General features: G+C 64.5%; 24 protein-coding genes. 7 read left to right on the top strand and 17 right to left on the bottom strand.

Going from position 1 to position 21,352, the window contains the following annotated elements; translation table 11 throughout:
- Positions 1 to 45 precede the first annotated feature (45 nt).
- The 3 genes from ELY13_RS12475 to ELY13_RS12465 are packed head-to-tail and all read right to left on the bottom strand — an operon-like array spanning position 46 to position 3,293.
- A complete protein-coding gene (locus ELY13_RS12475; protein WP_126174255.1) occupies positions 46 to 1,428 on the bottom strand; it encodes an MFS transporter in 1,383 nt (460 codons plus the stop codon).
- A gap of 17 nt (positions 1,429 to 1,445) precedes the next feature.
- Positions 1,446 to 2,396 (bottom strand): SDR family oxidoreductase, encoded by a 951-nt coding sequence (locus ELY13_RS12470; protein WP_126174254.1) that lies wholly within the window; start codon positions 2,394 to 2,396, stop codon positions 1,446 to 1,448.
- Between the two features lie 27 nt (positions 2,397 to 2,423).
- Positions 2,424 to 3,293 carry an SDR family NAD(P)-dependent oxidoreductase gene (locus ELY13_RS12465; protein ID WP_164549797.1) on the bottom strand — a complete coding sequence of 290 codons (870 nt, stop codon included), beginning with the start codon at positions 3,291 to 3,293 and terminating at the stop codon, positions 2,424 to 2,426.
- A gap of 85 nt (positions 3,294 to 3,378) precedes the next feature.
- Here ELY13_RS12465 and ELY13_RS12460 point away from each other — a divergent pair, with 85 nt between their 5' ends.
- A complete protein-coding gene (locus ELY13_RS12460) occupies positions 3,379 to 3,894 on the top strand; it encodes a DUF1993 domain-containing protein (protein ID WP_126174252.1) in 516 nt (171 codons plus the stop codon).
- A gap of 5 nt (positions 3,895 to 3,899) precedes the next feature.
- Here ELY13_RS12460 and ELY13_RS12455 read toward each other — a convergent pair whose 3' ends face one another.
- The 13 genes from ELY13_RS12455 to pspF form a co-directional block, all read right to left on the bottom strand.
- Entirely contained in the window at positions 3,900 to 4,562 is a 663-nt protein-coding gene (locus tag ELY13_RS12455) for a spermidine synthase (protein WP_126174251.1), read from the bottom strand.
- Positions 4,563 to 4,649: 87 nt separating this feature from the next.
- Entirely contained in the window at positions 4,650 to 6,983 is a 2,334-nt protein-coding gene (gene pnp / locus ELY13_RS12450; RefSeq protein WP_126174250.1) for a polyribonucleotide nucleotidyltransferase, read from the bottom strand.
- 174 nt (positions 6,984 to 7,157) lie between these two features.
- On the bottom strand, positions 7,158 to 7,427 hold the full coding sequence (rpsO, locus tag ELY13_RS12445; protein WP_126174249.1) for a 30S ribosomal protein S15: 270 nt from the start codon (positions 7,425 to 7,427) through the stop codon (positions 7,158 to 7,160).
- A 20-nt stretch (positions 7,428 to 7,447) separates the two neighbouring features.
- Entirely contained in the window at positions 7,448 to 8,446 is a 999-nt protein-coding gene (gene truB / locus ELY13_RS12440; RefSeq protein WP_126174248.1) for a tRNA pseudouridine(55) synthase TruB, read from the bottom strand.
- Positions 8,443 to 9,135 (bottom strand): site-2 protease family protein, encoded by a 693-nt coding sequence (locus ELY13_RS12435; RefSeq protein WP_126174247.1) that lies wholly within the window; start codon positions 9,133 to 9,135, stop codon positions 8,443 to 8,445. Before ELY13_RS12435 ends, truB begins: the two co-directional genes overlap by 4 nt.
- A 47-nt stretch (positions 9,136 to 9,182) precedes the next feature.
- The gene (locus tag ELY13_RS12430; protein WP_126174246.1) at positions 9,183 to 10,064 is read right to left on the bottom strand and encodes an alpha/beta hydrolase family protein; all 882 of its coding nucleotides are present in this window, start codon (positions 10,062 to 10,064) and stop codon (positions 9,183 to 9,185) included.
- Between the two features lie 32 nt (positions 10,065 to 10,096).
- Complete coding sequence (gene rbfA / locus ELY13_RS12425; protein ID WP_126174245.1) at positions 10,097 to 10,486, bottom strand: 30S ribosome-binding factor RbfA; 390 nt, start codon at positions 10,484 to 10,486, stop codon at positions 10,097 to 10,099.
- Between the two features lie 5 nt (positions 10,487 to 10,491).
- On the bottom strand, positions 10,492 to 11,028 hold the full coding sequence (locus ELY13_RS12420) for a DUF1697 domain-containing protein (RefSeq protein WP_126174244.1): 537 nt from the start codon (positions 11,026 to 11,028) through the stop codon (positions 10,492 to 10,494).
- A gap of 81 nt (positions 11,029 to 11,109) precedes the next feature.
- Entirely contained in the window at positions 11,110 to 13,773 is a 2,664-nt protein-coding gene (infB, locus tag ELY13_RS12415; protein ID WP_126174243.1) for a translation initiation factor IF-2, read from the bottom strand.
- A gap of 22 nt (positions 13,774 to 13,795) precedes the next feature.
- Entirely contained in the window at positions 13,796 to 14,557 is a 762-nt protein-coding gene (locus ELY13_RS12410; RefSeq protein WP_126174242.1) for a DUF448 domain-containing protein, read from the bottom strand.
- Complete coding sequence (gene nusA / locus ELY13_RS12405; protein ID WP_126174241.1) at positions 14,538 to 16,211, bottom strand: transcription termination factor NusA; 1,674 nt, start codon at positions 16,209 to 16,211, stop codon at positions 14,538 to 14,540. The genes ELY13_RS12410 and nusA overlap by 20 nt, the downstream gene beginning before the upstream one ends.
- Positions 16,211 to 16,765: a ribosome maturation protein RimP gene (gene rimP, locus ELY13_RS12400; RefSeq protein ID WP_126174240.1), complete on the bottom strand. Its 555-nt coding sequence runs from the start codon at positions 16,763 to 16,765 to the stop codon at positions 16,211 to 16,213. Before rimP ends, nusA begins: the two co-directional genes overlap by 1 nt.
- Before the next feature lie 190 nt (positions 16,766 to 16,955).
- A complete protein-coding gene (gene pspF, locus ELY13_RS12395; RefSeq protein WP_126174239.1) occupies positions 16,956 to 17,987 on the bottom strand; it encodes a phage shock protein operon transcriptional activator in 1,032 nt (343 codons plus the stop codon).
- Positions 17,988 to 18,141: 154 nt separating this feature from the next.
- Here pspF and ELY13_RS15040 point away from each other — a divergent pair, with 154 nt between their 5' ends.
- From ELY13_RS15040 to ELY13_RS12370, 6 genes are all read left to right on the top strand, one after another.
- On the top strand, positions 18,142 to 18,297 hold the full coding sequence (locus tag ELY13_RS15040; RefSeq protein WP_164549796.1) for a hypothetical protein: 156 nt from the start codon (positions 18,142 to 18,144) through the stop codon (positions 18,295 to 18,297).
- The gene (gene pspA / locus ELY13_RS12390; protein ID WP_241233696.1) at positions 18,294 to 19,118 is read left to right on the top strand and encodes a phage shock protein PspA; all 825 of its coding nucleotides are present in this window, start codon (positions 18,294 to 18,296) and stop codon (positions 19,116 to 19,118) included. Before ELY13_RS15040 ends, pspA begins: the two co-directional genes overlap by 4 nt.
- Positions 19,119 to 19,120: 2 nt before the next feature.
- A complete protein-coding gene (gene pspB, locus ELY13_RS12385; RefSeq protein ID WP_126174238.1) occupies positions 19,121 to 19,414 on the top strand; it encodes an envelope stress response membrane protein PspB in 294 nt (97 codons plus the stop codon).
- A complete protein-coding gene (pspC, locus tag ELY13_RS12380) occupies positions 19,411 to 19,785 on the top strand; it encodes an envelope stress response membrane protein PspC (protein ID WP_126174237.1) in 375 nt (124 codons plus the stop codon). The genes pspB and pspC overlap by 4 nt, the downstream gene beginning before the upstream one ends.
- A 166-nt stretch (positions 19,786 to 19,951) precedes the next feature.
- The gene (locus tag ELY13_RS12375) at positions 19,952 to 20,188 is read left to right on the top strand and encodes a hypothetical protein (protein ID WP_126174236.1); all 237 of its coding nucleotides are present in this window, start codon (positions 19,952 to 19,954) and stop codon (positions 20,186 to 20,188) included.
- Between the two features lie 49 nt (positions 20,189 to 20,237).
- Positions 20,238 to 20,645 carry a SufE family protein gene (locus ELY13_RS12370; protein ID WP_126174235.1) on the top strand — a complete coding sequence of 136 codons (408 nt, stop codon included), beginning with the start codon at positions 20,238 to 20,240 and terminating at the stop codon, positions 20,643 to 20,645.
- A gap of 72 nt (positions 20,646 to 20,717) precedes the next feature.
- Here ELY13_RS12370 and ELY13_RS12365 read toward each other — a convergent pair whose 3' ends face one another.
- Positions 20,718 to 21,236 carry a sterol desaturase family protein gene (locus ELY13_RS12365; protein ID WP_126174273.1) on the bottom strand — a complete coding sequence of 173 codons (519 nt, stop codon included), beginning with the start codon at positions 21,234 to 21,236 and terminating at the stop codon, positions 20,718 to 20,720.
- Between the last annotated feature and the right edge of the window lie 116 nt (positions 21,237 to 21,352).

Raw genomic sequence — 21,352 nt, 5'->3', positions numbered from 1 at the left:
CCCGCCTGCGTTCAGCGCACGGCGGGCCTTCTACTCTAGGAAGAGCTACCGCCCCGCGACCGGCGGCACACCCGACAGCTCGGCCACGGGCGCGGATTGCCGCGCCGGCGGAACGTGGCGATTGATCACGAAAGCTGCGGTGGAGACGAGGATCGCGCTGGCTGAAAGCACCGCAAAGAACGGGATCAGGCTCCCTTCCCCCCAGTCGATCAATGCGCCGCCGAACCCGCTGGCAAGAATGGCCCCGATCCGGCCCATGAAGATGCCGAACCCGATCCCGGCCGAACGGCACGATTGCGGGTACCCCAGCGCAATGACGACGTAGATGGTAGCGATCCCGGTGCTGAACACCGCGGCCGCGGCTCCGATCAGCGCTATGACCATGATGCGGTATGCCTCGCCCGCCGCTGTCGGCATTGCCTCAAGTACGGCGGCGAGGCTGACCAGCACAGCGAACAACAGCACGCTAACGCCTGCCATCACGATCCTGGAGCCGAAATGCCGGGTCAGCAAGCCGGCTCCAATCGCTCCGAGGATCGACGTGATACCGGCGACGGAGACCGCGTAGGCCGCTTGTTCCAGCGCAAACCCTGCCGCCGTGAGGAAGGTCGTTGACCAGTTGAGGATGCCATAGGCCACCAGCGTGGATGCCGCGAAGCTGATCCCCACGCCGAGGTTCAGCCGGAGGTTGCTGCGGTGGAGCACTCCGATCGATCCGCCGCCCGCCGCATCGCCGGCGTCACGTTCGGGGATCAGATCGACTTGTCCCCGCAGCACCTTGCCGGCAGCCTCGTGGGCGGCTGCACGCCGCCCCTTCGACAGCAGGAACGATGGACTGTCCCGCAACACTCCCAGGATCAGCACCAGCAAAAGCAGCGTTGCCACACCGAACAGGACGAACGTGCCGCGCCAGCCGAACGAGTCCAGGGCTGCGGGCGCTATCGCCGCCGCAATCGCGCCCCCCGCGGGCGTGCCGACGGACAGCGTGGTGATTGCCACCGCTCGCCACCGCTCCGGCAGCCACTCGCTTCCCATCGCCAGCGCGTTGGCGTACGCCGCGCCGAAGCCGAGCCCGCCGAGCAGCCGCCAGAACGCCATCATCCACACCCCATCCGCCCGGCTGGCGGCGATAGTGGCAAGGCCGAACGACACGGCGGCAACGGCCAGCGAGTAGCGCCGGCCAATCGCGTCTCCCAGCCAGCCACCGGTCCATGCACCCAATCCCATGCCCACGAGCGCCGCGCTCATCGCAATGCCGAAGGTACCGCGGTCAACACCGAAGTCCTCGATCACCACCGGCGCGACGATGCCGAGCAGTTGCATGTCGATGCCGTCGCAGATCAGTACCAGCATGCACACGGCGACCGTGGCGATCTGGAACGGACGCAACGGCGCGCGCGACACCGCTTCACTGAAAGGAACGGCCACTTGTTCTCTCCCGAACCTCAGGTTTGCTCGGCCGAAGGGGACTGGAGATCCAGCTGGAAGCCGGATCCGCCCTCACCCGCCGGTGGGTGCCCCGCCGCCATCAGATTGCGCACCATTTCAGCGCGCATCGTCTCAAACCGAACCCGTCCCTCGGGAGGTGCCTGTTCGGGAAAAGCGTCCTCGATTTCGCGGTGCCGCTGCTTCACTTCGTCTAGGAACTCACGGTTTGTAAAGATGTAGAACCGGTTCTCCCGGATCGCGTCCACCACCGCGCCGCCTGTCTCGAGTGGATCGATCGCGGCGCGCATCGCGTCCCACAGTGCGTGCATGAAAGGATCGGCGTTCCGGGCGTCGATGTGTGCCCCCGCCTCGTCTTCCGGCACCGGAACGAGCGCAGTGCGCGTCGCGCCGGGGAACAGGCAGGACACTCCGATGCCGTCAGGAGCCAGCTGCATCCGTAAGCTTTCGGAGAAACCCCGTACCGCGTACTTCGCGGTCGAGTAGGCAGCGAGGCCCGGTAGCGGGACGACACCGGCCATGGAGCTGGTGTTGACCACGTGCCCCCCTTCCCCTTGCTGCTTGATGATCGGGACGATGATCTTGGTGCCGTTGATCACTCCGCCCAAGTTGACGGCCAGCGCCTTGTCCCATGCGTCGAAATCGTGGGAATCCGCGGTGCCGCCGCCGTTGACCCCGGCGTTGTTGCACAGCACGTGGATCTTGCCGAACACCTCCAGCGCTTCTTCCGCCGCGGACCGCAAGTTGGCGCGATCGGCCACGTTGGTCTTGACTAAATGGGCAGCGTTGCTCCCCTTCAGCGTGTCTTTCGCCCGGGCGATGTGCTCCTCGTTCCAGTCGGCGAGCACGACCTTCATCCCTTCGGCCAGAAACGCGCGGGCCATGCCAAGGCCGATCCCGCTCGCTCCGCCGGTGATGAAGGCCACCTTTTCGGTCAGGTCCTGCATCATTGTATCCTCCTCTCCCGTGAGGGGTGACTACTCTTCGCGGAATTGCCCAAAATCGGGCGCTTCCTCTTTCTGGTCGGGCGTGGCGGCAAGCACAGCCTCAGCCCGCGCACGCATCCCATCCTTGTAGAAGCCGTGCGTGATGACATAGGTCGTGTCGTTCAGGATCCCGTCGGCAACCAGATTGCCGACATGCTCAGGCTCCATCCAGTTGTCGCCCACGATCCGGCGGGAAAGCTTCTCCTCGCTCGCCTTGAAGCCGCTTCCTTCAAGCAAGTGCTTTGGCCGGTTCGACTGCGTTTCGTGGATGTTGGATTTCACCGGGCCCGGCAGCAGGATGGACACCCCGATCCCGTGCTCGGCGAGTTCCGGCTTCACCGCCTCGCAGAAATGGCAGACCGCCGCCTTGCTGGATGCGTAAATCGCCATTTGCGCCGGCATGACCACTTCGGCGGCCAGACTAGCGGTGGAAACGATGTGTCCCCCGCGCTTGTGCGCGACCATCTGCGGCAGGAACTCGGTAAAGCCGTTGATCACCCCGCCAACGTTGACGCCGAAACCGAAATCGTAATCGGCGTACGTGGCTTCCAGCAGCGGGCCTTCCAGCCCAACGCCGGCATTGTTGACCAGGATATCGATCCCGCCGAAGTCCTGCTCCATCTTCCGCGCCGCTTCGCGGTAAGCCTCGCGGTTCGTCACATCGAGTTGCAGCGCTGAAACTGCGTTTGATTGGCCGCCACCTGCAAACTCGCCCAGCGCCTTATCGATGTGGTCCTGCCGCAAGTCCGCGAGCACCACCTTTGCTCCGCGCGCGACCAGCACTTTCGCGATGCCGAGCCCAATTCCGCTCGCCCCGCCGGTGATGAACGCGGTTTTCCCTTCGAAGCTGGTGATCGGCATGCGGCACTCTCCCTTAAATTTGCATCCGGTTTGGCAGACCCGCAGGGTAAGGTCTATGGGAACCGCGAAACAAGGGAGAATCGCCATGCCGCTTTCGCTTCACGCCGCCCTGGTCCCCAGCTGGCTGCAGATCCTCAACTCCGGCAAAGGCTGGCTCGACAAGGCTGCGTCCTGCGGGATGAACGAAGCCGAGCTGCTCGACGCCCGGCTGATCGACGACATGCTGCCTTTCGCCTATCAGGTGAAGGCGATGGCGGTCCACAGCCAGGGCGCGGTGGAAGCGGTGCGCAAGGGCGTGTTTACGCCTGATTTCAACGCTCCGCCGATTGGCAGCCTGGATGGCCTGCGGACCAAGCTGGACGAGGCGATCGCCTTCCTCGAAGGCTTGGACGAGGCCGAGCTGGAAGGAATGGTCGGGCAGCCCATGCGGTTCGAGATCGGCCCGAAGCGGCTCGACTTCACGGCGGAGGAGTTCCTGCTCAGCTTCAGCCAGCCGAACTTCTACTTCCACGCGACAACAGCTTACGGCGTCCTGCGCGCCAAGGGCGTCGGCGTCGGCAAGCTCGACTATCTCGGCCGCCTCCGCCTCAAGCAGGACTGACGCCGCTAGGGCCTGCGCGCAAACCAGATGATGTGGCGCGGGCCCTTGCCATTCGGCCGGGCACGAACGACGACTTCTTCGACCTCGAATTCCGCGGATTCCAACCTGCGGACGAACGACGGGTCCGGCGCGGCCGACCAGATCGCCATGATGCCGCCCGGCATCAGCGCAGTTTTCGCCCGGCGTAGCCCCTTGGGGGAATAGAGCTGGTCGTTTTCGTCCCGTACCAGTCCGTCGGGGCCGTTATCGACATCCAGCAGGATCGCGTCGTACCGGGCGGTGGCAATCGCGTCTGCGACGTCCTGGAGCTTCAGGGTCACGCGCGGATCCTCAAGGCATCCGGCGGTCAGTTCCGCCATCGGCCCTCTGGCCCATTCGATGATTTCCGGCACCAGCTCGGCCACGGTCACGCGCGCCTTGGGCGGCACCATCCCCAGCGCCGCGCGCAGGGTGAAGCCCATCCCATAGCCGCCGATCAGCAAGTGCGACGCCGGTCTGCCGAGCCGCTCCAGCGTCATCGTCGCCAACGCTTCTTCCGATCCCCGCATCCGGGTGCTCATCAGTTCGTTACGGTCGAGCGCGATCATGAAATCGCGTCCGTGGGAAAACAGCCGCAGTTCCGCCCCACCGGGGACTTGTGCGGTTCCAAGAAGTTCGCGGGCAATCATAGTTAGCTTCCCAAGCAAAAGGCCGCGAGGTTTCCCCCGCGGCCTCTTTCACGTCATTTCAGCAAAAGCCGGCCTGACAGTTCGTTCTCAGTCGTCGTCCTTCAGGAACGCCGGCATGTGGTCCGGGTTGCCTTGCGGCTTTTCGTCCCCATCGCTGCGCTCACGGCGCGGTCCACGATCGCCGCGGTTGCGATCGCCGCCACGTCCGCCACGGTCGCCGTCACGACCCCGGTCGCCGCTTCTGGGACGGCGGTCACCGCGGTCGCCTCGGTCGCCGCGGTCACCCTTGTCGCCGCGCGGTTCGCGTGCAGGACGGGTGTCCTCCAGCTCCTCGCCGGTTTCCTGATCGACCACCCGCATCGACAAGCGGACCTTGCCGCGGTTGTCGATCTCGAGCACCTTGACCTTCACTTCCTGGCCCTCGGAGACGACATCGGTCGGCTTCTCGACCCGCTCGTTCTTCATCTCGGACACGTGGACGAGACCGTCCTTGCCGCCCATGAAGTTCACGAACGCGCCGAAGTCGACGATGTTGACCACCTTGCCGGTGTAGACCTTGCCGACTTCCGCTTCTTCGACGATCCCTTGGATCCACTTCTTCGCGGCCTCGATCTGATCGAGGTCGGAAGAGGAGATCTTGATCACGCCTTCGTCGTCGATGTCCACCTTCGCGCCGGTTTCGGCGACGATCTCGCGGATCACCTTGCCGCCAGTGCCGATGACGTCGCGGATCTTCGACTTGTCGATCTGCATCGTCTCGATCCGGGGCGCGTGCGCCGAAAGCTCGGTCCGGGCGGAACCTAGCGCCTTCAGCATTTCGCCAAGGATATGCGCGCGGCCTTCCTTCGCCTGTGCAAGGGCCTGCCGCATGATCTCCTGGGTGATCCCGGCAACCTTGATGTCCATCTGGAGCGAGGTGATGCCCTCTTCCGTACCGGCCACCTTGAAGTCCATGTCGCCGAGGTGATCCTCGTCGCCAAGGATGTCGGACAGCACGGTGAAGTCTTCACCCTCAAGGATCAGGCCCATCGCGATGCCGGATACCGGCCGCGTGACCGGAACGCCCGCATCCATCATCGACAGACAGCCGCCACACACGGTCGCCATCGAGGACGAACCATTGGACTCGGTGATGTCGGACAGCACGCGGACGGTGTACGGGAACTCTTCATGCGTCGGCAGGACCGGACGCAGCGCGCGCCAGGCGAGCTTGCCGTGGCCGATCTCGCGCCGACCCGGAGCGCCGAAGCGACCGACTTCACCGACCGAATACGGCGGGAAGTTGTAGTGCAGCATGAAGCGTTCGTACGTCAGGCCGCCAAGCCCGTCGATCATCTGCTCGGATTCCTTGGTGCCGAGCGTGGTGGTGCAGATTGCCTGCGTTTCACCACGCGTGAACAGCGCGGAACCGTGCGTGCGCGGCAGGAAGCCGACCATCGATTCGATCGGACGAACCTGGGTGGTCGTGCGTCCGTCGATCCGCTTGCCTTCCTTGAGGATCGCGGTGCGGACGATTTCCGCCTCGATCTTCTTGACCAGCTTGTTGGCGGTCATCTGGGTCTGGCCGTCGGCATCGGCGTACTTCGCCTTCACCTTGTCGCGCGCGGCATTGAGCGCGTCCGAACGATCGGACTTGCTGGTCATGCGGTAAGCGGCGGCAATGTCCTCGCCGATCAGGTCCTTGATCTCGGCCTTGATCGCGGACTTGTCGTCGGACGTGTTGAGCTCCCAGGGCTCCTTCGCGGCTTTCTCAGCCAGGTCGATGATCGCGCCGATGACCTTGCGCGACTCTTCGTGCGCGAACATGACCGCGCCGAGCATTTCGTCCTCGGTCAGTTCCTTGGCTTCGGATTCGACCATCATCACCGCTTCCTGCGTCGCGGCAACGACGAGGTCGAGACGGCCTTCGGTCGTTTCGGCGATGGACGGGTTGAGCTGGTACTCGCCGTCCTTGAAACCGACGCGGCAGCCGCCGATCGGGCCCATGAAGGGCAGGCCGGAGATGGTCAGCGCGGCACTGGCCGCGATCATCGCCACGATATCGGCCTCGGTCTCTCCGTCATAGGAAAGAACCTGCGCGATAACGTTGATTTCGTTGTAGAAACCTTCCGGAAACAGCGGGCGGATCGGACGGTCGATCAGGCGGCTGGTCAGCGTTTCCTTCTCGGTCGCTCCACGCTCGCGCTTGAAGAAGCCGCCCGGAATGCGCCCGGCGGATGAGAACTTTTCCTGGTAGTGGACGGTGAGCGGGAAGAAATCCTGCCCTTCCTTCACGTTCTTTGCGGCAGTGACGGCGCACAGGACCACGGTTTCGCCGTAGGTTGCCAGAACGGCACCATCGGCCTGACGGGCAATGCGCCCGGTTTCCAGCGTGAGGGTCTTTCCGCCCCACTCCAGCGATACGGTTTTCGTGTCGAACATTGAATTTCCTTCGACCCGCCGGGCCCTATTGCACAGGCGGGGTTTACTGCCGGGTGTACCGTCCCGGTCCGGTAGGGGCCTTGTCGCCGCCCCGGGGCTCGACCCGCCGAATTGCGAGTGCTTGCCCTCTCAAAGCAAAACGGCCCCGGAAGGTCCGGAGCCGCCCAGCATTTGTTACTTACGCAGACCCAGCTTCTGGATCAGGTTGTTGTACCGCGCTACGTCCTTCTTCTTGAGGTACGCCAGCAGGCTGCGGCGCTGGTTGACCATCATAAGGAGGCCGCGCCGCGAATGGTTGTCCTTGTGGTGCTCCTTGAAGTGCTCGGTCAGGTTGCGGATCCGTTCGGTGAGGATCGCGACCTGCACTTCCGGCGAACCGGTATCGCCCGGGTTCTGGGCGTTGTCGTTGATGATTTCCTGCTTCTTCTCGGCGGTAACCGACATATCTTAGCTCCGCGACATCTTTACAGATTGAAACCCCGGACGACCCGAGCGTCACCGCCCGAAAGCTCCACCAGCGCCACCGGCACATCGCCGCATCGCGCCCAATAAAGCCCGTCTTCCTGGGGCATTCCGGAAAGGACCCGGCCCTGACGGACCGCCTGCGCACTGTCCGGAGAGAGGGTGAGAGCCGGGATGTCGTCCAGCCCCGCCTCCAGCGGCAGGATTACGTCTTCAAGCGGCGCGCCTTGTCCGATAGCGTTCAATTTGTCCAGCGAAATCGCCTGAGACTGGTCGAACGGACCGGCCTTCACCCGCCGCAGGTACGTCACATATCCCACTGTGCCGAGCGCGTGCGCGATGTCGCGCGCCAGGGACCTTATGTAGGTCCCCTTGGACACTTTTGTAAGGAGCGTTACGGTCTCCGCCAGTTCCAGCGGCGCTGCCGGATCGTAGGGATCGGGCCGACCGGCCGTGGTTGCAAAAGCCGAAGCCGGTAGAGAGTCCGACGTCCACAAGTCTTCCCCTGCGCCCCCGTCTCGCGGAAGCGGGACAAGGGTATGGATCGTCACCTGCCGCGTCTTCAACTCAACCTCTTCGCCGGCCCGGGCCATTTCATAGGCGCGGCGCCCGTCCACCTTCAGCGCCGAATAGGCCGGAGGCACTTGATCGATCGCACCGGTAAAGTGGTCAAGTATCGCAAACACCGCCGCCAGCGGAGGACGCCGGTCGCTTCGGGCAATCACTTGGCCTTCCGTGTCGAGCGTATCGGTTTCCTCCCCAAAGGAGATGGTGAATTCGTACGCCTTGTTCGCATCCAGCATCCGGCCACACAACTTGGTCGCCTCACCCAGCGCGATCGGCAGCACACCTTCGGCCAAGGGGTCCAGCGTGCCGCCGTGGCCGACCTTGACCTTGCCGTAGCCGGCTTGCCGCAGATTCCGCTTCACCGCCGCGACAGCCTGGGTGGATCCCAGCCCGCGCGGCTTGTCGAGGATAATCCAGCCGTGCGGGCCGCTCATGCCCCCTCGCCCGCAACTGCGGCGGCAAGGGTCATGAACTGCCTCCAGGCCCAGTCAACCGGCGGCAGCACCACCTTTTCCACGATCCCTGCACCCGGAAACAGCCAGGGGATCACCAGCAGCAGGACGAACAGCAGCGGGAAACCATAAGGGCGCAGTTTCTCGTACGTGCGTGCCGCACGTCGCGGCAGCAGGCCTTCCAGGATGTGCGATCCGTCGAACGGCGGGATCGGCAGCAGATTAAACAACGCCAGGAAGATGTTGATCAGGATGAAGGAATTAAGCGCCATGAAGGCGAAGGCCGCCATGCCATCCGGGGGCCCTTCCAGCCCGCGCCCCAGCAGCCCCATCAGGACAGCGCCGATTGCCGCGAGCAGCAGGTTCGTCCCCGGCCCCGCGGCGGCGACGGCCATCATCCCGAAGCGGGGATTATTCAGCCGCCACTTGAGTACCGGAACCGGTTTTGCCCAGCCGAACACCGGTGCTCCGATCAGCGCCAGCATCCCGGGCAGGATCAGCGTACCGAACGGATCGACATGGCGCACGGGGTTAAGCGACAGCCGCCGCTCCTCCTGCGCCGTCGGGTCACCCAGCGCGAGCGCGACCCACCCGTGGGCGACTTCGTGAAAGACGATGGCGATGACAAGCGCCGGTATCAGCGCGAGCGCCATGAAGAGGGTTTCGGACATGGCGGGGAGATAGGGTGCGGCGCGGGAAAGCGGAAGGCGGGATAATCCTACCTCAGCGTCTCCAGCCACGCCACCAGCCGCTGCGCCAGCGCAATCCGCCGGTCGGCAAAGCCGTGATCGGTCTCCCACACGTCTTCGGTCACCTGCGTGTTGCCCGCCCGCCGCGCCGCTGCGGAAAGGGGCTGGATGTCTCCGCCAATCCCCAGCCGCGCCCCGAGTATGTCGAGCGGCCGATCCCCGAAAGCCGCGACTCGTCGGGTGATGTCGAACCGGTCTGGGTTTTCCGTCATTTCGGCCGTCAGAGCCTCTTCGCTGGTGCCGGAAAGCGGCGGCAGGTCGTGCGCGACCTCGACCCGCCAGCGCCGCATGGCTTCGGGGTCTTCCAGCGTCCGCGCAAAGCCGCCGATGTCCCACGCATCGATCAGCGCCAGTCCGACAACGCTCGGGTCGGCCGCAGCCGCCTCGGCGGCCATGAACCCGCCCATGCTGTGCCCGGCGACCGCAACCGTCTCCCGTTCAATGCGGTAGCGCGCCGCCACGCCCGGGCTCCTGAGATAAGCCAGCGCCGCACGCGCATCTTCGGCCGCCCTGCCGAAACTGAAGTGCCCCGGACTGCCCCATGAGCCGCGGTAATGCAGCGTCAGCACGTTCCACCCGGCGCGTCGTGCGGCCTGGGCGAGATCGAGATTCTGCTCGTTTCCGGGAAAACCATGCAACAGCAACAGGGTCGGATGCGGTCCCTCACCGGCCGCGGTGTAGAGTACCGCATTCATCGCGCCATCACCCACCGGCAGCACGAGCGCTTCCATTCCGGCCGGGTTCTCGGCGTTGCGCGGCGGATCATCCATGACGTGTTCCGGAGCCTCCCCCGCCAGCGACGGCGTAGCGGCACTCAAGGCCAGCACTATCGCCGCGATCCCGGCTCTCATCCGATTCTCTCCAGACGACGGACAGCGTGCGCTCAGTCGAGATCGCGCGCAACCCTCGGGTCGGAGAGCAGCCGGTCTATCCGGTCGGCTTCGTCGAAGCTTTCATCGACCGCGAAGCGCAGCTTGGCAGCGAACTTGAGCTTCATCGCCCTGGCCACTTCCCTTTGCAGGAACGCAGTGTTCTGCCGCAGCGCGGTGATCACTTCCTCCTCCTCGGAACCGAGCAGCGGCTTTACGAAGACGGTGGCCTGGCGAAGATCGGGGCTCATCCGGACTTCCGTCACGCTGATCAAGCGCGCCGACAGCGTCTCATCGTGCACCTGCTGGCGCATGAGGATCTCCGAAAGCACATGGCGCACGCGCTCGCCCACCTTCAGCAGGCGGACGGAATGGTCTTCGGATGTATGCTGCTGGCGCGCCATTTCAATCAGTCCATCTTGTCCAGAATGCGCTGCAGGGAGCGCATGTTGCGTGCCGTCCCCCGGCAGCCGAGCCGGCGTTCGACAAAGGCGCTCGTCAGCTTGCTGGTGCCGACACCTGCCGCATAGTCGATATAAAGGGCCCGGTCGCCCAGGGCGAGTTTCTCCGGCCCGCGCCCGGCGTAGTCGGCCACCAGCTTGCCAAACTGGTCTTCACCGGGTTGGCTTTGGAGGAACATGGTGTGGACCAGTTCATCCTGACCCGTTTCGCGAAACGGATTATCCACGATCGCCGTCTCCACTTCCGCCAGGTTGCGGACGGCGGCGAAGCTGTCGAACCCGAACCGGTCGCTCATGACGTAGGCGAGCTTTTCAGCGAGGCCGACGGATGGGCGTTCCTCATGGGAGAACAGGATGTTCCCGCTGGCGACGACTGTCTCCACGTCGTCGAAGCCTTCCCGGTCCAACGCATCGCGCAACTCAGCCATGGTCAGCCGGTTTCCACCGACGTTGATGCTGGAGAAAAAGGCGGCGTAGCGAGTCATGCCATTGCTCCTCCCGTCCCTCTTGCAGGACGGGCCGCGGGTGGGCCGGCGCTATGCGCAGCCAGCCCACCCGGCTCGTGATCAAAGCGTCCGTTCGCGTTCCTCGACCTCGAACACCTCGAGCATGTCGCCCGGCTTGATGTCGTTGGTGTCGGCCAGCACCACGCCGCATTCCAGACCGGTGCGGACTTCATCCACATCGTCCTTGAAGCGCCGCAGGGATTCGATCCGCGTGGCTGAAACGATGACGTCGCGCCGGGTAAGCCGCGCAAACAGACCCTTGCGGAGCACGCCTTCGGTGACGAGCAGACCCGCCGCCTTGTCGCGCTTGCCCGCCGGGAACACCTGCTTGATCTCGGCACGACCGACCACGTTCTCGACCCGCAGCGGGCCCAGTTCGCCGATCATCTCCTTCGCGATCTCTTCGGTCAGGTGATAGATGACGTCGTAATACATCATCCGCACCTTGTCCCGCTCGATCAGCTGGCGCGCATTGGCGTTCGGCCGCACATGGAAGCCGACGATCGGCGCTCCGCTGGCAGCCGCGAGAGTGACGTCGCTTTCCGTGATGGCGCCCACGCCCGAATGAAGGATGCGGACCTTGATGTCTTCGTTCGACAGGTTGTGAAGCGCGGTGTTGATCGCCTCCACCGAGCCTTGAACGTCGGCCTTCACCACCAGCGGGAACTCGATCACGTCGCTGTTGAGGTTGGAGAACATCGTGTCCAGGCTGGCCGGAGCGATAGCCGTGCGCTTCGCATTGGCCTTTTCCTTGCGGTACTCGGCCGCCTCACGGGCACGCTGCTCGTTCTCGACCACGGTCAGCTGGTCACCGGCCGACGGAACACCGCCTAGGCCAAGGACCTCGACCGCCATTGACGGTCCGGCTTCCTTCACCTGCTTGCCCTTGTCGTCGATCAGCGCCCGCACACGGCCGCTTTCGGTGCCGACAACGAACACGTCGCCGCGCTTCAGCGTTCCGCGATTGATCAGCACGGTCGCAACCGGGCCGCGGCCCTTGTCGAGCTGTGCCTCGATCACCGTCGCTTCGGCTTCACGGTCCGGCCGCGCCCTCAGTTCGAGCAGTTCTGCCTGAAGCAGGATTTTGTCGATCAGGTTGTCGAGCCCGGTCTTCTTCAGAGCGGAAACTTCGACGTCCTGCACATCGCCGCTCATCTCCTCGACCACGACTTCGTGTTCGAGCAGGCGTTCGCGGATGCGCTGCGGATTGGCTTCCGGCTTGTCGATCTTGTTGATCGCCACGATCATCGGCACGCCGGCCGCCTTGGTGTGGCTGATCGCCTCGATCGTCTGCGGCATCAACCCGTCATCGGCCGCAACCACCAGCACCACGATGTCGGTGACGTTGGCTCCGCGGGCCCGCATTTCAGTGAACGCCGCGTGGCCCGGGGTATCGAGGAAGGTGATCTTGTCGCCCGACTTGGTCTTGATCTGGTACGCGCCGATGTGCTGCGTGATGCCGCCGGCCTCGCCCTTCACAATGTCCGTCCCGCGCAAGGCGTCGAGCAGGCTGGTCTTGCCGTGATCGACGTGACCCATGATGGTGACCACCGGCGGACGCGTCTTGAGCGTTTCCTCGGGATCCACATCCTCGCTGGTGTCGACGTCGACATCGCTTTCGGAAACGCGCTGGATGCGGTGACCGAATTCCTCGACCAGCAGCTCGGCGGTATCCTGGTCGATCGTCTGGTTGACGGTGACCATCATGCCGAGGTTGAACAGCGCCTTCACCAGGTCGGCACCCTTTTCCGCCATACGATTGGCGAGTTCCTGCACGGTGATCGCTTCGGGGACGACCACGTCGCGGACCTGCTTGTCGCGCGGCTGGTTGTTGCCGCCCCTGTGGGAACGACGTTCCTTTTCACGAGCACGCTTCAGCGCGGCGAGCGAACGGGCGCGAGCCCCCTCGTCATCGTTGAGGGCGCGATTGACGGTCAGCTTGCCGCCACGACGGCGATCCGCCGCCGTTGCCGCCGCGCCGCGATCCGGCGTAAGGCGAGCAGGCTCGGTGCGACCCTTCTTTTCTTCCTTCTTCTTTTCCGGCTTCTTCGGTTCGACGCGGGCTACAGGCGTGAACCTGCGCGGAGCGGGGGTGACCTCGCCCTGCGCTTCGGCCTCTGCGCCTTGCGACGCTTCCGTCGAAACTTCGGCCGCGCTGTCCGCCGGCTGTTCAGCCGCGGTGTCGCCAGCTGGCGACGCTTCGGCCACAGGTTCTACGGCTGCCGCTTCCCCGGCAGTCGCGTCCTCAGCCGCACGAGCCTTCGCTTCTTCCTCGGCACGGCGATTTTCCTCGGCGCGGCGCTTCTCTTCCTCAAGCTGGCGCTGCTTTTCCTCGAGCTCGCGCCGGTTGGCTTCTTCCAGCGTGGCAAGGCGAGCTTCCTCGGCTTCCCGCAGCAGGCGCGCCTGGCGTTCCTGGCGCGTTTCGTCGGAAACGGGCGGACGCACGGGTGCAACCGGCTTGCGCGCTACCGGAGCGGGAGCGGGTGCCGGGGCGGGAGCAGGCGCCGGTGAGGGAGCAGGCGCGGGAGCAGCCGGTTCCGGCGCCACCGGAGCCGCTTCGGCTTCACCCGGACGCGTGAGCTTGCGCCGACGCTTCACCTCGACCGCGACCTTGTTGGTGCGGCCATGGCTGAAGGTCTGCTTGACCTCGCCGGCGTCAACCGAGCGCTTCAGCCCCAGCGGCTTGCGGCTGCGTGCCGGTGTGGTGGTGTCGTTGTCGCTCATACGCCTCGTAACTTCCTTCGCATCAATTCGTCGCCGCAGTTTCCGGCGCGGTATTCGCCGCCCGGTCACCAGAGACAGCCATGCCTGAGACACTCTCAGGCGCGGTTCCCGTAAAGATCAGCAGGCGCTGCAGCGGGATCGAAATCCGCTCGGCCGAAGACCGGTCAGCCAGCGCCAGGTGGACGACATTGTCGCGGCCCAATGCCACAGACAGTGCCGTGCGGTCCAGTGGCAGACGAATGCCGCCCAACCCTGAACCTTCTGCATCCATGCCGACGCGGTAGGCCTGATCGAGCTTTCGCGCCCCATCGTCGCTCGCGTCCTGCGCATGATAGAGGGCGGCAACGCGCCCGTCGCGGGCAGCCTGCGCGATCCTGTCCGATCCCAAGATAAGGTGTCCGCCGCGCATTTCGAGTCCGAGCCGCTGAAGAAACGTGCGGGTCAGGGCCTCTTCGGTACGTCCGGCAAGGTCATCGGGGATGTCAAGCGCGCCCGTCTTGAACGCGCGAGCCAGCGCGCCGCGCAGCTTTCCGTTCTTCAACGCCGTTTGCAGCTCTGTGCGGCCAACCGCGATCCACGCGCCGCGTCCCGGCGCACGCGCCAGCACGTCGGGCAGCACGCTGTGCCGTCCGTCCGCTCCTTCCGGCGAAAGCGCCAGACGGATCAGCGTGTCGCGCTCTCCATGCTGTCCGGAAAGCACGCAGCGCCGCTCCGGCGCACTCGCATGCGCCGAAGCCGTGCCATTGATGTCGGAACTTAGCGGTTCATTGCGAGGATTCCGCATCAGCGGCCTCCTCTGTCTGAGCCGCCTGCGGCTCGTTTCCGGAAACCGCGGTGGCCCTGTCGCTTTCTTCGTCCTCGAACCAGTGCGCGCGGGCGGCCATGATGACCTCGTTGCCCTGCTCCTCGTTCAAGCCGAATTCGCCCAGCACGCCGCCCTTGTCCTCGGTGCGCTGCGGACGGCGCATCGGCGGGCCGTCCGTGTTGCGCCGGCGGGGAGCTTCGCGCTTCTTGGCGATCAGTTCGTCGGTTGCGAGATCAGCCAGGTCGTCCAGCGTCCGGATGCCCGCCTTGCCCAGCGCGACGAGCATCTGCTCGGTCAGGTGCGGCAGTTCAGCCAAGGCGTCTTCAACGCCAAGTTCGCGGCGCTGGGCACGGTAGCCCTCTTCCTGGCGGTCGAGCGCTTCGAGCGCGCGGCTCTGCAATTCCTCGGCCAGTTCCTCGTCAAATCCTTCGATCGAGGCAAGCTCCTGCTTGTCGACGTAGGCGACTTCTTCCAGCTCGTTGAAACCCTCAGCGACAAGCAGCTGGGACAGCGTCTCGTCGACGTCGAGTTCCTCTTCGAACATCTTGGAGCGTTCGGCGAACTCGCGCTGGCGCTTCTCGCTCGCCTCTTCCTCGGTCATGATGTCGATCTGACGCCCGGTCAGCTGGCTGGCCAGACGGACGTTCTGGCCGCGGCGCCCAATGGCGAGCGACAGCTGGTCGTCAGGAACGACCACTTCGATCCGCCCTTCTTCCTCGTCGAGCACCACGCGGCTGACGGTGGCAGGCTGGAGCGCGTTGACGACAAACGTCGCAGTGTCCTCGCTCCAGGGGATGATGTCGATCTTCTCGCCCTGCATTTCCTGCACCACGGCCTGGACGCGGCTACCCTTCATGCCGACGCAGGCGCCGACCGGATCGATGCTGGAATCGTGGCTGATCACACCGATCTTGGCGCGGCTGCCCGGATCGCGGGCGGCGGCCTTGATCTCGATGATCCCGTCGTAGATCTCAGGGACCTCCTGCGCGAACAGCTTCTTCATGAAGTCGGGATGTGCGCGGGACAGAAAGATCTGCGGCCCGCGGTTGTTGCGCTCCACCTTCAGGATCAGCGCACGGATGCGCTCGCCGACGCGGACGGCCTCGCGCGGGATCTGCTGGTCGCGGCGAATCACGCCCTCTGCGCGGCCGAGGTTCACGATCACGTGACCGAACTCGACCGACTTGATCACGCCGGTGATCACTTCGCTCGCGCGGTCCTTGAACTCTTCGTACTGCCGCTCGCGCTCGGCGTCGCGGACCTTCTGGAAGATCACCTGCTTCGCGCTCTGCGCATCGATGCGGCCAAGATCGACCGGGGGCAGCGGATCGACGATGAAATCGCTGACCTTGGCGCCTGGCTGCAGCTTCTGCGCCTGCTCGACGCTGACCTGCTTGAAGTAGTCCTCAACCTCTTCAACCACTTCGACCACGCGCCACAAGCGCAAGTCGCCGGTCATCGGGTCGAGCTTGGCCCGGATGTCGTTCTCGGCGCCGTAACGGTTGCGCGCACTCTTCTGGATGGCTTCTTCCATCGCCTCGATGACGATCGACTTGTCGATCATCTTCTCCGACGCGACGGAATTCGCAATCGCGAGCAACTCGGCCCGGTTGGCGGAAATCGAACTGGCCATCAGTCTGCCTTTTCTTCGTCTGTCTCTATGATCTCATCCGCCCCGGTAATGTCGAGCGGCTTGGTCGCGGCGATCAGTTCGTTGGTCAGAACAAGCTTCGCCGAATGAATCTTTTCGAAGGGTATGGACACCCTGCCCGACTTGCGGTCGTCGAGCGAGACCATCCCATCTTCGATCCCGATCAACTGGCCGTGCAGGCTCTTGCGCCCGTCGATCGCCTCGGCGAGCGAAAGCCGCGCCTCATGCCCTTGCCAGTTGGCGAAGTCCTTCGGGCGCGTCAGCGGCCGGTCGATGCCGGGCGAGCTGACTTCGAGGTGGTAAGCCCCCTCGATCAGTTCATCGCCCTGCTCCTCCAGCGCGTCGATCGCACTGGAGACGCGGCGGGACAGCGCCATGCACTGTTCGACCACCAGCTGTCCGGTAGCAGGATCTTCGGCCATCACCTGCAGCGTACGCTCTTCAGCCGAACCGGTCAGCTTCACCCGCACGAGTTCGAAGCCCAGAGCCGTTGCCTCGGGTTCGATTACTTCGGTCAAGCGCGCGATGTCGGCCATTCTTTCTCCAGCGTGATGACCCCGGGTGCAGGAAATGCCGTTTGGGCCGGCCCCCGGAGGCGCCAGCACCGGGCATTGCCATGACAATGTCGGGATATGGAGTAGCTAAGCCAGTTATCGCTCATTTGCAACGAAAACTTCCGCCCGCGGCGCAAGGGCCGAAAACGTCCCGCCTGCGATGCGCCGGTCCTTACTCCGTCAGCCCGTGCCTGCGGATCGCGTGGCGCAACTGATCGTAAGTTAGTCCCAAGGCTTTTGCCGTCTGCCGCTGGTTCCAGCGATGCCGGCCAAGCGCGTGCTCCAGGATCGCCCGCTCGTGCGCGTCCACGGCTGCGCGAAGATCGGTCACGCCGTCGAAACTCGGCGGAGGTGCGGCTTTGGCAGGAACGGCCGCCCCGTGATCGGTTTCTCTCGCACGCGGCGATGCAGGCCGCTGCCCGGCGGGTTTCCACGGGCTGTCGAACGGGTCGAACTGGGCATGACCGATCGGTTCACTCCAGTCATCCCAGCGATAAACCGCACGCTCCACGACGTTGCGCAGTTCACGCACGTTTCCGGGCCAGTGATGTTCCTCCAGCTGCCGCTGGACGTGGCTGGCGAAGCCGGGCCATTCCTCCCACCCGAGTTCGGCGGCCATCCGGCGGCCGAAATAGTCGGCCAGCACGGCAATGTCGCCCTCACGAACCCGCAGCGGCGGCAGCGTGATCACCTCAAAACTCAGGCGGTCAAGCAAGTCGGGGCGGAAACGCCCTTCCTCCGCAAGCCGCGGCAAGTCCTCGTTGGTAGCCGCGACGATCCGCACGTCTACCCGGATCGGCCGGGAAGAACCGATGCGCGTGACCTCACCGTATTCGACCGCACGCAACAGCCGCTCCTGCGCTCCCGTCGACAAGGTCGCCAGTTCATCGAGAAACAACGTGCCGCGATCCGCCTCCTCGAACCGGCCCTCCCGCATCTTCGTGGCGCCGGTGAACGCGCCCGCTTCATGGCCGAACAATTCGGCCTCGATCAGCGTTTCGGGCAGCGCGGCGCAGTTCATCGTCACCAGCGGCTCCTCCCAGCGATCGGACAAGCGATGGAGGCGCTCGGCGATCAGTTCCTTGCCCGTGCCGCGCTCTCCGATTACCAAGACAGGGCGACGCATGGGCGCGGCTCGGCTGGCGCGCTCCACCGCGTCGAGAAAGGCGCCCGATTGGCCGATGAACTGGTTTTCCCGTTCCACGCACCAACATGTAGCGGATTTTCCCAAGCCTTGGCAATCCACGCCGATGGTCGCCGGTGGTGCGCAGAGTCCAAGCGCTGAACTGCCGGGATTTCTCCACTTGGCACACCCTTTGCAAGGAAGGGGGCATCAGGGTTCAAGGAGAGACATTACCATGTACGATCGCCGCTTTTTCGCCAGCAAGCTCGGCTTGGCCGCCCTGGCGAGCATCGCCGCGATGGTCAGCTTCAACGTGTTCGCCCTGACACACTACGCGGCGGCATCGCCGCCCCTGGTGATCCTCGGCGGACCAGCGGTGATCCTGGCGTGAGCCGCGAGGACGACCCGCTGCGCCCGATCGGGGCCGATCGAGCCAGAGAATCGCGGATCGACCGTGAGGTCGGCCGCCTGCGCTCCAGCCCCACCCCGACTCGCAACTCCCTCACTTCCGGAGCATCCTGGATGGGCATCTTTTCCCGCACCCGCGACATCATCGCCGCGAACTTCAATGAACTGCTCGATCAGGCCGACGATCCGGCCAAGATGATCCGGATGATCATCCTCGAGATGGAGGAAACCCTGGTCGAAGTCCGCGCCAGTGCCGCGCGGACCATCGCGGACCAGAAGGAGATGCAGCGCCACACGCTGAAGCTGGAAAAGCTGCAGGCCGACTGGGGCGAAAAGGCGCAGCTGGCGCTCAGCAAGGACCGCGAGGATCTTGCCCGGGCCGCCTTGATGGAAAAGAAGAAGGCCAGCGACATGCTCGAGCAGCTGAACGCCGAGATCACGGTGCTGGACGATGCGCTGCGCGCCTATGAACAGGACATCGCAAAGCTGCAGCACCGCTTGCGGGAGGCCCGTAGTCGGCAAAGCCAGATCGCGGCCCGGCTGGAAAGCGCCGAGAACCGGATCAAGCTGCGCAGCCTGATGACGAGCGAGCGCGTGGACGAAGCGCTGGCCCGATTCGACCAGCTGGAGCGGCGAGTCGACTACGCCGAAGGGCGCGCCGATGCGCTCAAGGTCGGGGGCGACGGACCGCCGAGCCTGGCCGACGAAATCGCCGCGCTCGAAGGATCGGACAAGATCGACGCTGAACTGGAACAAATGAAGCGCGCGCTCGGCAGGGGTGCCGGCGATAATCAGGAGACCTGATCATGGAAGGGTTCGTAGCAATTGTAGCCATTTTCCTTGGTTTGCCGTGGATCATCTTCCACTACATCACGAAGTGGAAAACCGCCGCCACCCTTACCAACGACGACGAGACCCTGCTGGAAGAGCTCTATCAGCTCGCCAAGCGGCTCGATGAGCGGATGGACACCGTCGAGCGGCTCGTCGCGGCCGACAATCCCGAATTCAAGCCTGCGCGGATCGAACTTGACCGCGCCATCGACAAGGAACCGCTGAGCGAGTTCGATCGCCTGCTGGCCAGCAAGGGGAACGCAAGATGAGCAGCGCCCGCACCAAATTCTATCGCGACAAGCAAAACGGCAAGCTGATGGGGGTATGCGCCGGCCTCTCCGATTACACCGGGATCGACGCGCTGTGGTGGCGCCTGTTCTTCCTGATCCTGACCTTCGGCTTCGGCTTCGGCCTGCCCGTGTATCTCGCCCTCGGGATCATGACCGAGAAGAAACCGCCGCATCTTTATGTGGACGCGCAGGAGCAGAAGTACTGGCAGCGCGTGCGCCAAAGCCCGACGCGAACCGCGCGCGAGGTCCGCAGCCGCTTCCGCGAGATCGACCGCCGGCTCGCCGAGGTCGAAAGCCACTACGTGTCCAGCAATCCGCGCCTGTCCGCCGAGATCGAGCGGCTGCGCTGAACGCGAAGGGTGCCGGCAGGCCGCCGGGCCGTTCAGTGAACCAAGTCCGGCGCCTGCGGTTTACCTTGTATCATCGGACGGCCGGCCCACCATTGTCCGTCCAGCGCTGACTCAGGGGATAACCGTGGCGTTCTTGAATTTAGTTCTTCTCGTTTTTATTGCCGTGATGGCTTTCAACATGTGGCGAAACCGGAACACCGGCAGATGGCTGGACCAGTACCCGACCGACGCGAACGGCAATCCCATCATCAGCCCCTCGCCTGAGCCCGAACTGCAACGGGAAGTGGACTTGCTGCGCGAACGGATCGAGGTCCTGGAACGGATCATCACGGAGGATCGCGAGGCGAAGCGGCTTTCCGCCGAGATCGAAAGCCTGCGTGTCAGCCCCGACGAAGGAGCCTGAATGATTACTCCGGCTGGACCTGCCGCTCGATTGCGCTAGGGCGCACACCATGCGCTCCCTCGATGATATCAAAGACGAATACGAGTTCCTCGAAGGCGATGAACGCTATCGCCTGCTGATCGAACTCGGGCGTGAGCTTGAGCCGATGCCGCCCGCGCTGAAGACCGACGCAACGCTGGTGCGCGGCTGCTCGGCCAGCGTGTGGATCTATCCGACGGAAACGGAAGGCAAACTCCACTTCCTGGCCGACAGCAACGCGGCGATCACCAAGGGAATTGTCGCACTGGTCCTGTCGGCAGTGCAGGAAAAGCCCGCCGCGGAAGTGGCGCAAATGGACGTTTCCGCCGCGCTCCAGCCGTTCGATCTGAAGAACCAGCTAAGCTCCAATCGTACACAGGGCGTTCCCAACATGATTGCGCTGATCCAGCAGACGGCAGGGCGATTGGCGGCTCAGTAGTCCCGGCGCAGCGACGTTCGCCGGCTCCGCGTACCGGCCCCAGCGACCATCTTGATGCTTGCGGCCGGATCGTCAGGAGCGCTCCGTCTCCCGCAAGGTGGTCAACCCCGCTTCGCGCTGGCGCTTCAGTTCGGCCTTCAGCCTGGCCGGGTGGCGCACGAATACGAAGCCGAAGCTGACCCCGCCTTCCTTCGAACTGGTCGCATGGTGCAGCTTGTGCGCCTGCACCAGCCGCCGCGCATAGCCGCCCTTCGGCACGTACCGAAAGTACCGCTGGTGGACCAACCCGTCATGGATCAGCGTGTAGATCAGGCCATAGCCGAAGATCCCCAGGCCGATCCACGTCCCCGGCCACCACGCCTCGCTTCCCATCACCAGCGGTGAGCCGACGGCGAACATCCCGATGCTCATGGCCGCGCCGAACACGGCGTAAAGGTCGTTCTTCTCAAGCACGCGGTCGTGCGGCTGGTGGTGGTCCCGGTGCCAGGCCCAGCCGAATCCATGCATGATGTACTTGTGCGAAGCCCATGCAACGCCTTCCATAACAAGCATGGTGGCCAGCACGATCGCAAGGGCGAGGAGCACGTTCATGATGCCTTTATAGACGTCGCAGGCTGCGACGAACAGCGCGGGGATCGTGACACTAAAGTACATCACGAGACGCCCAGTTGCATGTTTCGGTGGCAAACCATGTGCACGGCCCAAAG

It is taken from the genome of Altericroceibacterium xinjiangense (genome assembly GCF_003958635.1).
Classification (GTDB): Bacteria; Pseudomonadota; Alphaproteobacteria; order Sphingomonadales; family Sphingomonadaceae; genus Altericroceibacterium_A; species Altericroceibacterium_A xinjiangense.
This window is presented reverse-complemented; position numbering and strand designations above follow the sequence as displayed.